This window comes from Pedobacter sp. AC212, assembly GCF_979258625.1.
Genome location: NZ_OZ409870.1, coordinates 2,526,047 through 2,537,728 on the forward strand (window position 1 = coordinate 2,526,047; position 11,682 = coordinate 2,537,728).

16 protein-coding genes are annotated in these 11,682 nt (G+C 37.1%); 3 read left to right on the plus strand and 13 right to left on the minus strand.

Annotated elements, in window-relative coordinates; genetic code table 11:
- Positions 1-6 precede the first annotated feature (6 nt).
- The 5 genes from ACZZZC_RS11015 to ACZZZC_RS11035 form a co-directional block, all read right to left on the minus strand.
- Positions 7-645, minus strand: a complete 639-nt coding sequence (locus ACZZZC_RS11015) for a DUF421 domain-containing protein (RefSeq protein ID WP_463487214.1) — start codon at positions 643-645, stop codon at positions 7-9.
- Positions 646-816: 171 nt separating this feature from the next.
- Entirely contained in the window at positions 817-1,221 is a 405-nt protein-coding gene (locus ACZZZC_RS11020) for a GlcG/HbpS family heme-binding protein (protein WP_463487215.1), read from the minus strand.
- Positions 1,222-1,366: 145 nt separating this feature from the next.
- Entirely contained in the window at positions 1,367-1,561 is a 195-nt protein-coding gene (locus tag ACZZZC_RS11025; RefSeq protein WP_463487216.1) for a hypothetical protein, read from the minus strand.
- Positions 1,562-1,703: 142 nt separating this feature from the next.
- On the minus strand, positions 1,704-1,904 hold the full coding sequence (locus ACZZZC_RS11030) for a hypothetical protein (RefSeq protein WP_265800528.1): 201 nt from the start codon (positions 1,902-1,904) through the stop codon (positions 1,704-1,706).
- A gap of 177 nt (positions 1,905-2,081) precedes the next feature.
- Positions 2,082-2,801, minus strand: a complete 720-nt coding sequence (locus ACZZZC_RS11035; protein WP_463487217.1) for a DUF481 domain-containing protein — start codon at positions 2,799-2,801, stop codon at positions 2,082-2,084.
- A 153-nt stretch (positions 2,802-2,954) separates the two neighbouring features.
- On the opposite strand from ACZZZC_RS11035, the gene ACZZZC_RS11040 reads away from it, so the two are divergent.
- A complete protein-coding gene (locus tag ACZZZC_RS11040) occupies positions 2,955-3,779 on the plus strand; it encodes an ion transporter (RefSeq protein WP_463487218.1) in 825 nt (274 codons plus the stop codon).
- A gap of 1 nt (position 3,780) precedes the next feature.
- On the opposite strand, the gene ACZZZC_RS11045 is transcribed toward ACZZZC_RS11040, so the two are convergent.
- Together ACZZZC_RS11045 and ACZZZC_RS11050 are read right to left on the minus strand one after the other, a co-directional pair.
- Complete coding sequence (locus ACZZZC_RS11045) at positions 3,781-4,020, minus strand: response regulator (RefSeq protein ID WP_463487219.1); 240 nt, start codon at positions 4,018-4,020, stop codon at positions 3,781-3,783.
- Complete coding sequence (locus ACZZZC_RS11050) at positions 4,011-4,142, minus strand: response regulator (RefSeq protein WP_463487220.1); 132 nt, start codon at positions 4,140-4,142, stop codon at positions 4,011-4,013. Before ACZZZC_RS11050 ends, ACZZZC_RS11045 begins: the two co-directional genes overlap by 10 nt.
- A gap of 174 nt (positions 4,143-4,316) precedes the next feature.
- On the opposite strand from ACZZZC_RS11050, the gene ACZZZC_RS11055 reads away from it, so the two are divergent.
- A complete protein-coding gene (locus ACZZZC_RS11055) occupies positions 4,317-5,000 on the plus strand; it encodes a DUF4142 domain-containing protein (RefSeq protein ID WP_463487221.1) in 684 nt (227 codons plus the stop codon).
- Positions 5,001-5,041: 41 nt separating this feature from the next.
- Here the strand turns inward: ACZZZC_RS11055 and ACZZZC_RS11060 are convergent, their stop codons facing one another.
- From ACZZZC_RS11060 to ACZZZC_RS11085, 6 genes are all read right to left on the minus strand, one after another.
- Entirely contained in the window at positions 5,042-6,277 is a 1,236-nt protein-coding gene (locus tag ACZZZC_RS11060) for a hypothetical protein (protein WP_463486004.1), read from the minus strand.
- 19 nt (positions 6,278-6,296) lie between these two features.
- Positions 6,297-6,785 carry a DUF4625 domain-containing protein gene (locus tag ACZZZC_RS11065; RefSeq protein WP_463486005.1) on the minus strand — a complete coding sequence of 163 codons (489 nt, stop codon included), beginning with the start codon at positions 6,783-6,785 and terminating at the stop codon, positions 6,297-6,299.
- Between the two features lie 6 nt (positions 6,786-6,791).
- Positions 6,792-7,502 carry a DUF4625 domain-containing protein gene (locus ACZZZC_RS11070; protein ID WP_463486006.1) on the minus strand — a complete coding sequence of 237 codons (711 nt, stop codon included), beginning with the start codon at positions 7,500-7,502 and terminating at the stop codon, positions 6,792-6,794.
- Positions 7,503-7,535: 33 nt separating this feature from the next.
- Complete coding sequence (locus tag ACZZZC_RS11075) at positions 7,536-9,929, minus strand: TonB-dependent receptor (RefSeq protein ID WP_463486007.1); 2,394 nt, start codon at positions 9,927-9,929, stop codon at positions 7,536-7,538.
- A gap of 114 nt (positions 9,930-10,043) precedes the next feature.
- A complete protein-coding gene (locus ACZZZC_RS11080; protein ID WP_463486008.1) occupies positions 10,044-10,388 on the minus strand; it encodes a hypothetical protein in 345 nt (114 codons plus the stop codon).
- 272 nt (positions 10,389-10,660) lie between these two features.
- A complete protein-coding gene (locus ACZZZC_RS11085) occupies positions 10,661-10,996 on the minus strand; it encodes a hypothetical protein (RefSeq protein ID WP_463486009.1) in 336 nt (111 codons plus the stop codon).
- A gap of 179 nt (positions 10,997-11,175) precedes the next feature.
- Here ACZZZC_RS11085 and ACZZZC_RS11090 point away from each other — a divergent pair, with 179 nt between their 5' ends.
- Positions 11,176-11,676 carry a hypothetical protein gene (locus tag ACZZZC_RS11090; RefSeq protein WP_463486010.1) on the plus strand — a complete coding sequence of 167 codons (501 nt, stop codon included), beginning with the start codon at positions 11,176-11,178 and terminating at the stop codon, positions 11,674-11,676.
- The last annotated feature ends 6 nt before the right edge of the window (positions 11,677-11,682 follow it).

Genomic DNA, 11,682 nt, shown 5'->3' on the forward strand with positions numbered 1-11,682 from the left:
TTGCTGTTATTTAATCCTGCAATTATGAAGCGCAATTGCCCATTCCTCATGTTTACAATTTGGGCAAAGAAAGGTTGACTCTTCATTCACTGTTGTTACATGTCCACAAAATGTACAGGCATAGTTGGTATTTGGTTGAAGTATTTTGGTTTTTTTAGCAAATAACTCTGGTAAGATGGGCAAGCCAGGTTTTACTTGATCATCTGTGTAAAAGAATACGCTCAGTGTACCAGATGTTTCAAGGATTGCAGTATCTATTTGCCCTAAATGAGAAATACTTTGCTGCCTTAGTTCTGAGAAAAACTCATCTTGTGCAAGTGTTTCTTTCTTAAACTCTTCAATATTGAACTGTCCGTTTTTGATTAGATAAACAGGTTTGCCTTCTATCAGATCATCTAGTTTTTCGCTTTTTGCAGTTAAAAATGTTGTAAGCCGATAAGCGCCAACAATAATAAAAAAGATAATTACAGGTATTAAAAGCCCAACTTCTTTATAAAACATCGGGTCTCCGGCAGCAGAACCCAAACTAATAATGACCACTAGTTCAAAAACAGAAAGCTGCCTTACACCACGTTTTCCTAAAAGCCTTAACCCAACTAAAATTATAAAATACATAATAAAAGTTCGGAGTGCTATTTCTAACATAAACTCCCAGTTTTCTTCTCCAATGAAGAAATTTTTCCAGTCGATGTTTAAGATCATAGTAATACGTAGCAATAGATTACAGCAGTTAGGGAAGAATTGATTTTGGGATTTTTAAGATGTATTGGATGAAAAAATGTTAGATGCATGAGCGCATCTAACATTTATGGGATTTTAAAATTTAAGAGCTGCAGCTCCTGCACTTGCTACTTCATGGTCTTGCTCAACGCTTCCTCCAGAAACACCGATGGCGCCAATTACCTTACCTGATTCATCTTTCAAAACTACTCCACCTGGAAAGCTAATTAATCCTCCGTTTGAGTGTTCGATATTGTAAAGTGGTTGGCCAGGCTGTGATAACTTGCCGATTTCGCCAGAATCCATGTCGAAAAATCTTGACGTTTTTGCTTTTTTTATGGAAATATCAATAGATCCAAGCCAAGCATTATCCATTCTATGAAATGCTTTTAAGTTTGCACCTTCATCTACAACAGCGATGTTCATGGGAACACCAATTTCAGTTGCCTTTGCTTTAGCGGCGGCTGATATTTTTTCTACTACTTCTAATGTTAAACTCATAATTTTTCAAATTGGTTTTTATGATAAAGTTAACATTCAGAACTTGTTATTGTTCTGATTGGAAAATATGTTTCAGAAATTTATTGATTTTCGGAACGATATTATAAAAAAAAGCCCAGACAAATCATCTGGGCTTTCAGTTTATTTACCTCGGTGGTAATTTCCTTGTTGTATCTCTTTTCATTGTATCCCTTTTCATGGTATCTCTCTTTGAGGGATCTTTTTTATCTGGTTTCTTTTTAGGCCATTCAGTTTTCTTTTTAACGGTATCTGGCCGGGTTTGCGCAATAGTGCCCAAGCTAAAACTAGCAAGTAGCATTACAATCATTAACTTTTTCATAGGAATAATTTTTGTTTTAACTACTTGTAAAACAGCGCCGTTATTCCAAAGGTTTTGTCTTTTTTTTAAAAAAGACAGTTAAGAATGTATAGCCTCCAGATTAAGTTTTAAGAGTATCGAATTGGAATAATGAAACGCCTATCTAAAGTCTAATCTTTTTTGCTTTTGTCTCGTTTTTTTCTGGTATTTGTATAGAAAGGATGAGATCAATACTTTCCGAATTTGTTTCGTAATCAGCAGCTATCTTTTCCCATTTCGCTAACTCTTGTTGAAGGCTTTCGATTTCTTTGCCTAAAGATTCTATTTTACTTTGTATAGATTTTCTAACGTTCGTGTTTGCCATAACACAAAATTATAATTTGAATGTGAAATTGAAGTATCCAAATTTCGATAAAGATAAAATCACGAGCTTTTCATCTGTTTATCAATTATTTAAATCGGGTAAAAACTTTCAACATCTTCTATCATTCAATTAAATTTTGCTTTTCCTAATAAATGAGATGGGTCAGTTGATTTGAGGTCAAAAATATTTGTCTAAACTTAAACCGTAGGTGAAATTTAAATTTTCTCTTTCTGTGATATTCAATCTATTGTAGTTCAGCATAGTAGTGAGGCTAATCCACTTTCTTAGCTTTAAGCCTATTGTTGTAGATGATCTGATAATATAGTCGCCACCTCTTGAAAAAGAATTTTGTAAAAAATGGCTTCCATCTAGGGTTATAATTTCTTTAATTGCGAAATGGAATTGTAACCGGAGCGAATTACGTAAGGTATTATAACGCTCGCCAACCACTAAACTACTTTGATCGAATAGAATGCCGTTACTCAAATTGATGTAGGAATTCGGTTCATCAAGAAAACTGTAGGCAATGCCACCGCCGGCAAGTAATTGATTTTTTAGCTTTAACGAATAGCTGGTGTTGTAATTGATCAAACCCCAATAATAAAAATGTTCTGGTCCTTTAAATAGGTTGAAGTTAAGCGTACTCGAGAAATCATTATTGCTTAAGTTGTTGTTTTGTTTTCCATAAAGCCAACTGGTGTTAGAGTTTAAAACGAAGGTTTCCTTCTTCATTCCAAAGTTTAAACCATTGTTTAATAAATAAGCACGCTGATCGTCTGTTCTGTTAATTGAGCCTGTAGAGGAAAGCACAAGATGGTAATTCGTACTGTCGCTATATTGTGCCGATGCATTAAGAAATACGAAGATGAAATTGAAAAAGAGTAGAAGTTTCTTCATACTCAGGTTAACAGATTTACAACGATTAATGTTTAGTAAGCAATTTACAAACAGATTTTTTTCCGCTCCAGAGCCTGATCCGATAACTTGCTTCGCTTAATTGCTATCTCGGCAAATGTCTCTATTATTAGACCAAATGATTATTTTTACTGCATGAAACCAACAACATCTAAGCATTGGCGTTTCCGTTTGCACGAGGTGATCTACGAATCAAATACGCCTGCAGGCAAAGCTTTTGATGTGGGTTTACTCATTGCCATATTTACCAGTATCATAGTAGTAATGCTTGATAGTATTGTTAGCATCCACAACAAATATGGTAACTTATTTTATCATGTGGAGTGGGTGTTTACCGGCCTATTTACCATAGAATACATCTTGAGGTTGATCAGCATTAAAAAGCCAGTGAGGTATGTATTTAGTTTACTGGGGCTTATAGATCTTATCTCATTATTGCCCTCTTATTTAAGTATATTTTTCATTGGTGCACAATCGCTTTTGGCCTTCAGAGCATTAAGATTATTAAGGGTTTTTAGGATTTTTAAACTCGGAGAATTTCTAAGCGAAATTAATTTCCTTACGCAGGCGCTGAAAAACAGTTTTAGAAAAATTAGCATCTTCCTGCTTACCGTATTAACGATCACCGTAATTTTAGGTTCGATCATGTATCTGGTAGAGCAGCGGGAAAATGGTTTTTCGAATATTCCAGAAAGTATTTATTGGGCAATAGTAACGATAACCACGGTAGGCTACGGCGATATTTCTCCAATTACCCCGATGGGAAAATTTGTTGCCTCAGTGGTTATGCTTATTGGTTACGCCATTATCGCTGTACCTACAGGAATTATTACCCATGATATTGCTGTTGCTGCAAAATCTAAAAAGGAAATGCCTGAATCTTGCCCAAGTTGCAGCCTGGAAGGTCACGATTCGGATGCGCTTTTTTGTAAGCATTGTGGCTCATCGCTTTTTCGATAAACTAATTCGGTAAATAACGTTCTACACGACCTGCAAAATCATTCAAGTCGAATGGTTTGTTAATAAAATCTTCTGCCGTACATTTCGCTTTTACCGCGTTTAAGTGATTATTTGCCGACATCATCATCACCGGAATGTGATGGGTTTTGACATTAGCTTTCAATTGTGTACAAATCTCAATGCCATTTCCATCAGGCAACATGATATCCAAAATCACCATGTCTGGAATATTTAGCCGCATTTGTTTCCAAAATCGCTGGTATTGCTCCAAGCTTTTACTTCATACAATTCCTCCGTGAGCAAGAACTCGATAATCTCTCTGATATTGGGATTATCTTCTACTACAAATATGCACTTTTTCATAAGCTTTATGTTGAGTAATATATGCTTAACGTCTTTCATTTTCAGATGTTTAAGTTATTTCTTCACATTGCCTAAGTTATTAACTTCTTTTATTCACCGTCTATTTCAAATCGAATTTTTCGCAAACTTTTTTACGTTTTTTTAAGTTGATTAACTACATCAGCTATTAAAATTATGAGAAATCTTAAATCAAGCTTTGCATGCGTTATCGGCTTATCAATTGCAGTAAGCACTAATGCATCAGAACGTATTACGCCTTCAGTAAATGTGATCAGTCACGAACGAAAACAAAATGTTCTTCCGCCTGAAGTTTTCATGGCTCAAGCAATGCGGTATGGAATAAAAAGTTTACAGATGAGCGGCTTAGCCGCTGAAATTTCTAAAGATCAAAAAATTAGGAGTTTTTCAACAAGCGTTCTCGACTTGCATACTAAAGCAAACCAGGAGCTTTTAAGCCTGGCAAAAACAAAAAACATAAGTTTACCAACGAGTAAATTGCCGGAAGGACAAAGGCCCGATGGCAGAGTGGATTCGTCTCCTACAAATTTGTTGGATACCTCGCGAAATCAAAATCAAGGTGAAGCAGGGAATACGGGTCAGCCAAAAGGTGTTATGGTTGAAGGCTTTGCGATGCTTAGTGATGCTGATATGCAACAATCAATCACTAAACTTAACCAATTGAAAGGCGAAAATTTTGACAACGCTTATCTTGCAGCTAGCTTGAAGGATCATCAAAATGTGGTTGCACTTTTCGAGGCAGGGTCTAAATCATCGGATAAAGATGTGAAAAAATATGCCCTTAAATATTTACCGAAACTTAAAGCACATTTAGCTCAGTTGAATGCGATGATGAAATAAAAATAAGGAGGTAGCGATGAAATTAGCTACCTCCTGTAAAATTAATGCGAAGCGTTACTTTCAAAACCGAAAATCGTTAATCGAACTGGTTTTGAAGATACTTTGTATTTTGTGGAAACGGTGAAAGTGTCGAGGTCAATCTGATGCACTTCACCAGATCCTGGTAAAGCGATGTAGGCGAATTTTGCCGTCGCTTCTAAAACTGGCTTATAGGTGTCAGTGCTTGAGGTTGCTGAAATTACAGCACCTTCTTTTTTCAAAGCTCCAGTCGCTAAATCATAAACACGAAGTTTTCCATCCAAAGTTAACACTAACAAATTTTTTCCGGCATAATCAACTTTGCATTGAAATGCATCAGCACCGTTGTAAATAGGGGTGATCTTATCCCCAGCCAAATCAATTAAATAAGCCCCTTTGGTAGCCACGTAACCAATAAATTTCTTCGCAGATTCTGCATAATAAATGCTGCCCAACCTAAATGCGCCAAACCCATCGGGGTTTGGAATCAATCTTTGCTCGCCGTTAGATTTCACCACCAAAACGCCACCTGCAGTTGCAGCGGCATTGGTAAAACCACCGAAAACAGCATGAGTGCCATCAGTTGCGTTACCATGGATCGCCCCAATGGCTAAGGTTGAAGCAAATACGGTTTTGCCGCTTTTATCAATGATTAAAACCCTGTTGGGTGATGCTCCAGCTGTTGTTGTAGAAGTGACCGCATAGGTTCCGTTTGTAAATTGTGCCATTGCACCATGATGAGGTAATAAGCCGGCATTCACAGTGGAAAATCTTGCTCCTGTAGTATTAAAATCACTTTCCATAGCCCGGCTCAAAGTTCCATCGCCATCATTAAAAATTAAACTTTCATCGGCTTTCGATTTAAAGTGGGTTGGCTTTATGCCATTTGCAATAATACTGGCCCATTTTGGATTGTGCAATACATCAATATGATCTACATGTGATGACAGACCGCTGTCAAAAACCTCTGCTAAATTTTGCGTACCATAAAGCACTGCTGCATACCTACCAGAAGAAGTAGCATAAAGATTTGCCAGTGGATATTTGGCATCGAAAGATGAAACAGCTGCCGAAAATGGGTCAATTAAAGTCAACTTGTTCGAAGTTTCATCTGAGGTTAACAAACGTACATATTTAAACTCCTTTGCAACGTTTGTTGGTTCCTCTTCAGGTTGTTGATTGTCTTTTTTACAAGCGGTAAATGCTGCAGCAACGGCAACAAACAGGGCTGCTTTCTTAAAATTGTTTTTGGATAACATTGGGTTTGATTTTAATTGATTAATTAATTTTTATGCTGATTCCTTTGATCGTTTGCCATCCGGCTTTATCGGTGATTCTGATCAAAAAATGGTAATCACCTGGATCTATATCTGCCGGGACATTGATGGTTGCTGTGGCTTCATAATTTTTTTGCCCTGCCGGAATATTGATTTCTCTGATGAGTAGATACGGTTTTACTGGAGTTTTAGTCGCTTCCATATTGCAGCTGTTTACCTCAGTACTGTGAGAATGATGGTCGAAGTTGTGGTGGATATCAATGCTCATGGATCCAAGTGCTACGTTATCACTTACCTGAGCCTTAAAAATGAAAGATTCGCCACGTTTAATAATGCTACACTGTTGTGGAAAAGCGCTTGCACTCGCAACAATTTCGGGATAGCTGGTATCAATTTCTTCGGTTTCTTTTTTGCAATTGCTCAGCAGAAACACCATTGCGAAGCCTAAAATTAGATAGCCCGTTCTTTTTGGATTAAATTTATTTTTCATTAGGTTTTATTTATCAAAATGTTCTTCAAGTTCATTTTCTTTCCCCAGCTGATCGACGATCTTAAGGTGTACGTGGTAATGGCCTTTTGGTGCTGCGGTAACATCAAGATGTTTATGGAAATTGTAGTTGGTTAAACCAACCATCGAAACATCGGTGAACCAAAAGTCCTCTTCCCAGGCCGATCCATGTACTTCTACTTCAATTTTGGCAATTTTATTAATGGCAGAAACTGATGCTTCTACATGCAAATCATTGCCAGCAGTATTTAAGCCCACTTCAAAACCTGTCGCATTGGGCAGTGTTGGGTCGTATTTAATTTCCAAATCACTCACAACTACTGTCGATTTACCTAATACGTCGGTGACGGTAATGGTTACCAGGTAGCTACCCAAAGCAGCCGTAGTTGGTACATCAATGTGTTTATGGAAACTTGCATTTTTGATATTGACAAAACCGTCGGTATAGTTTTGACTAAAGTTCCAGCCCGAGCCAGATTTGGGCTTGATGGTTAACTGAACGCCGGCTAAATTGCTAGCCGAAAAAAGATCGGCCTCTAGGTGGATGTCCGTTCCTGGGTAAGCGGTTTTGTTGTTATTGGTGCCAATTTCTAAGTTTGTGATAGAAGGCGCATCTGGAATTACTTCTTCTTTTTTACAGGCTGTAAAAGTTGCTGCAATCATCAACAGTCCTAAAAAGGGCTTTCTAAATTTGTTCATAATGGGTGTTTTTAAGGGTTATAACTGATTATTTTATTTTGAAAAGGGGATTTTTACCGAGAGAATGAGGTTTCGTCCTGCTTCAGGAAGCTCGATAAGGCGATAAAAACTGGTATGATTGAGATATTTTGTGTCGAATAAATTCTGTGCCTGAATACTGACTTGAATTGGATTTTCGAAAAGTGATATTTTAGTTCCAATCTGGATATTCACCAGTTGGTAGCCAGGTGTTTTTTTCTCTGGAGGAACAATATTTTCCTGTTTACTGGTAATGCGGTAGTCCACCGAGAAATAGGTATTGCTCAACTTGGTATTAAGTTTAGGAGAATAGGTGAGGTTAAACAAGGCAGAAGCTGGTGGAGAAAATGGCAGCGTAAATCCCTTTTTATCTCCAGATAATTGCTTCGCCTGCAATATTTCTCCTAAAAAATGAGTGCTTAGATTTTTGAAAATCTCATATTCCAATTGAATCTCTCCACCAAAGCGCTGTACCCGACTCTCTTCATACTCGAATATTTGGTTACCTGCACCATATGAATAATCATGGCCGGAAGTCGGATTCAGGTAAATATAGTTTGGGAAATAATTGTAAAAGGGACTAAGTTGAACCGACCATTTTGCATCACTCCAGCCCAGGGTTAGATCTACTTGATATGATTTTTCAGCGGAAAGATTTGGGTTCCCTTTTTCGTAGCTGAAGTAATGATAGTTTACGCCATTTGCACCAAGTTCTTTTGCAATTGGCATCCTGAAACTTTTGCCAATATTAGCCTTTAAACTGAAATTCGATAGATTGTAATTTAATCCAGCAGACCATACCAAGCTGTTGAAAGTTCGATTCAAATTGGCAGCCCGTTGCAGATTTTGCTGTTCGAAATTGCCGTTTCTATTAACTTGCGATGGAAACCAGTCCTTGTATTCAAACATGTTAATTTGTGCTCTATCGTACCTTATCGCACCATGTAGCAATAAATTTTCGCTGATTTTGAACTTATCGTACGCAAAAGCGCCAATTGTACTTTGGTTAAATGCCGGAACCAGAAAGCTCCATCCGTTGATGTTGTTACGCTGCCATTCTGCATTTATTCCAACGGTTAATTCGTGAGCATCAATTTTGACTCTATCTTTTAGATTTGCCGAGTAAACTGATTTATCGAACTCCCTTTCTAAATCGCTTTGAATCAATAGCGATGAAGGATAAATAGGGGGCATAAAGCCATGATTGACGTATTGACTAAATTCTTGCCTAAAGTTTTTTTGATAACCTAATTCAGCTTCAATGTTGTGGTTTTCTAATTGAAAGCTAGATCTGTTAATGATTTTAAAATGGTTAACCGATTGATACGGATGTAAAATATCCCGATCTGAATTATCGTGGAGCTGCTCATCAACACGTCTCGGCTCTAGTCCGTGAGCATTGGCAAAAAAACCACTTTTGGTGTAGGTATTACTTAGATAAAATATCGATCTAAACTCATCACCAACAAAACCAGTGTTGAAATGAATTCCAGTTTCTTTTCCTGCGGTATTTCTTAAGCGATTGTTATTTAAATTTACTTCGTAATCATACACATAAACCTTGGTTGCAGGTACCCGGTAATCGGCGTAATTTTGGTAAGTAAATCGCGAGTCGAAAAACCATTTTTTGTTTCTGCCATAAAAATTTGTTGATGTTCCGTATAGATTGTTGTTACTTTTTCCAATTAAATCTACCGAACCCCCAAGACTATTTGGCGCCGGAATGGCAACGGGTAAAATGTCAATTACGCCTCCAATGGCATCAGACCCGTAAATAAATGAGGCAGAACCTTTAATTAATTCAATTTCTCCAGTGGCAAATTGATCAATTTCCAAACCATGATCGGCTCCCCATTGCTGCCCTTCATGTTTAACACCCTTCTCAACAACAACCACTCTATTAAAGCCCAAGCCTCTAATTAACGGTTTCGATTGTCCTGAGCCAATGCCGATGGTCTTAATTCCTGGCAAGCGCTCCAGGCTTTTCATCAGGCTTCCGCCCAAATTTCGTTGGATAAAATCCTGGTTAACAATTTCTATATTCAACGATTCCGCTTTACGGCGATTTTCTACATGTTTATCTTTTATGGTGACGTCAGCTAACTGCTTAACTTCTTTTTGAAGAACCACATTTTTGATAACAGCCTGATCGCTTCCTTCTATTGTGATTATTGTTTTGGAAAAGCCTACTGCACTAACGATCAGTTGATAAATTCCTTTTTCCAAAGCTGGAAATGTGAAGTTACCCCGATCATCTGTACGGGTTGAAATTGGCGACTGAACTAGCTGGACCGTAGCGTTGGAGATCGGTTTTAGCTCGTAAGAAACGGTTCCACTGAGTTGAAATTGTTGCGCATACACCTGCACAGTTCCAAAAAAGGAAAATATTAAAATTAAAAATTTACGCATTGCAGATGGCCTAAGCCAATAGTTAAAGGATTAGCATATGCAAAGCATTGGCATACTAATCATGTTTAAAAAATTGAGAAAATATTGGAGATTGGAAATGCCGATTACGGCATTCTAGGCAGAAATAGGCGGACCTTTATTGGTAAAGCCTTGAAGTGTAAATTTGTAGTTGGCTAAAAATGTGCCTGTATTAAGCAGATTTGCTTTTGGTAAAGGGTATGAAATAGAAAAGGGTAGAGGCAACAAAATCTCTTTCCCATGTTTATGTGCCAAATAATCGCACACCGAACATTTTTCGGTAAAAGAAATATTACCTTTTTGATTACCCACCTGCTCAACATCGTCAGTGTTGTGGTTGTGGATGATTTGAATTACAGAAATAAAAGAGAAAGTAAAGATGAGCAGTGCGCTCACTGCTTTCACTAAATCAATTCTTCTCTTCAATTTTCTGTTAATCATTTACGCCACAAAGTTGCATTTATTTTTGAAAATAACAATTGATTTTTCAAAAAATAAATATTTTGGGCTTATTGAGAAGATTAATTAGTTGTAATCGTTTGATAATTAAACTAAACGCTTAAATAGATGTTGTAGAAGCCATCTCAAAATTGCGAATTTAATATTTTCCAAGATTACTATTTTGAGAAATCTTGATGCCTGGGAACGGCGATATTCAAGATTTTTTTTGTCTTTTCATTTATCAAATTGATTTTGAGACAGCTTCAATTTAATTAAATCTGACTTGGTTCATCATCATCTTCTAACTCGTCATCTTCTAGTTCGTCATCTTCTAGTTCGTCACCTTCTAGTTCGTCATCTTGTAATTCGTCATCCTCTAGCTCATCATCTGCTAACGCCTCATCTCCTTCTTGCTCATCGATAACTTCATCAAGCTGAGTTCCTTCTCCATCAGCAAAAGGAATCTCATCTTCGGTGTAACTTTCATCATCATTTTCTTCCTCTGGGGCATGGCCTTCTGCCGCATTGCCGTTTGAGCGATCGACTTGAAATTGCGCTATGTTTGGAATTTCATCGTCTTTAATTGGTTCTTGATCTGGATTTTTCATAGTATGATTTTTATATAAACAACATTGATTTTTTAGCATAAGTTTTGATGAAAGATGATAACAACATGGAGGAATATCATTTTTCCCGCTCCAAATGTGCTATTCTGGCTTATTTTGCAATAAAACTTTCTGTTTAAATTATTTTTTGCTTTCTTGCCGAATAATTCACGTTCACCTAAATGAAAAATCTCTCCATAAGTTTAACTCCAGCTAAATGTGAGCTTTTGGACAATATCCTTAACGAATTTGAGGAGGAAGTTTACATCAAATCCGATAGGGTACTTAAAATATTTAGAGGAAATGGTACGCTGGCTTCTGATTATCTGGATGTCTTAGTTCAAATGAATCTCGTTATTTTAGTGGGACAGGTAGATGGCGTTCCATTACCTGCAATGGTGGGTAAACAAGCAGGTGTAGATATGTTTATTAGTGAGGGTGGTTTTAAACGGCGCTACGCTTTAAACAAATTAGAAGAAGATACCGGAAAAAGCATTTTCGATCTTAAAACTGAAAATTTAGACCTTAAAGAAAAGGTAGAAAAGCAAGAAATTTTGCTCAAAAACCTCGAAAAAAATATCACCCAACAAGGCCAAAGTATCTTAAACAAATGGCTTGCCCGTGTTGGTTTTATGTTTATCGGAATTGCGTTAACCGTTTGCTATTTTCTGTTTTTCAAGTAATTACAA

Excerpts from the sequence above, each read along its gene's own strand:
- ACZZZC_RS11070 (WP_463486006.1), bottom strand. The coding sequence starts at position 7,502 with ATGAACAAATTTAGAAAGCCCTTTTTAGGACTGTTGATGATTGCAGCA.
- ACZZZC_RS11090 (WP_463486010.1), top strand. The coding sequence starts at position 11,176 with ATGAAAAATCTCTCCATAAGTTTAACTCCAGCTAAATGTGAGCTTTTG.
- ACZZZC_RS11055 (WP_463487221.1), top strand. The coding sequence starts at position 4,317 with ATGAGAAATCTTAAATCAAGCTTTGCATGCGTTATCGGCTTATCAATT.
- ACZZZC_RS11025 (WP_463487216.1), bottom strand. The coding sequence starts at position 1,561 with ATGAAAAAGTTAATGATTGTAATGCTACTTGCTAGTTTTAGCTTGGGC.
- ACZZZC_RS11045 (WP_463487219.1), bottom strand. The coding sequence starts at position 4,020 with ATGCGGCTAAATATTCCAGACATGGTGATTTTGGATATCATGTTGCCT.
- ACZZZC_RS11030 (WP_265800528.1), bottom strand. The coding sequence starts at position 1,904 with ATGGCAAACACGAACGTTAGAAAATCTATACAAAGTAAAATAGAATCT.
- ACZZZC_RS11080 (WP_463486008.1), bottom strand. The coding sequence starts at position 10,388 with ATGATTAACAGAAAATTGAAGAGAAGAATTGATTTAGTGAAAGCAGTG.
- ACZZZC_RS11040 (WP_463487218.1), top strand. The coding sequence starts at position 2,955 with ATGAAACCAACAACATCTAAGCATTGGCGTTTCCGTTTGCACGAGGTG.
- ACZZZC_RS11075 (WP_463486007.1), bottom strand. The coding sequence starts at position 9,929 with ATGCGTAAATTTTTAATTTTAATATTTTCCTTTTTTGGAACTGTGCAG.
- ACZZZC_RS11065 (WP_463486005.1), bottom strand. The coding sequence starts at position 6,785 with ATGAAAAATAAATTTAATCCAAAAAGAACGGGCTATCTAATTTTAGGC.
- ACZZZC_RS11085 (WP_463486009.1), bottom strand. The coding sequence starts at position 10,996 with ATGAAAAATCCAGATCAAGAACCAATTAAAGACGATGAAATTCCAAAC.
- ACZZZC_RS11035 (WP_463487217.1), bottom strand. The coding sequence starts at position 2,801 with ATGAAGAAACTTCTACTCTTTTTCAATTTCATCTTCGTATTTCTTAAT.
- ACZZZC_RS11050 (WP_463487220.1), bottom strand. The coding sequence starts at position 4,142 with ATGAAAAAGTGCATATTTGTAGTAGAAGATAATCCCAATATCAGAGAG.
- ACZZZC_RS11060 (WP_463486004.1), bottom strand. The coding sequence starts at position 6,277 with ATGTTATCCAAAAACAATTTTAAGAAAGCAGCCCTGTTTGTTGCCGTT.
- ACZZZC_RS11020 (WP_463487215.1), bottom strand. The coding sequence starts at position 1,221 with ATGAGTTTAACATTAGAAGTAGTAGAAAAAATATCAGCCGCCGCTAAA.
- ACZZZC_RS11015 (WP_463487214.1), bottom strand. The coding sequence starts at position 645 with ATGTTAGAAATAGCACTCCGAACTTTTATTATGTATTTTATAATTTTA.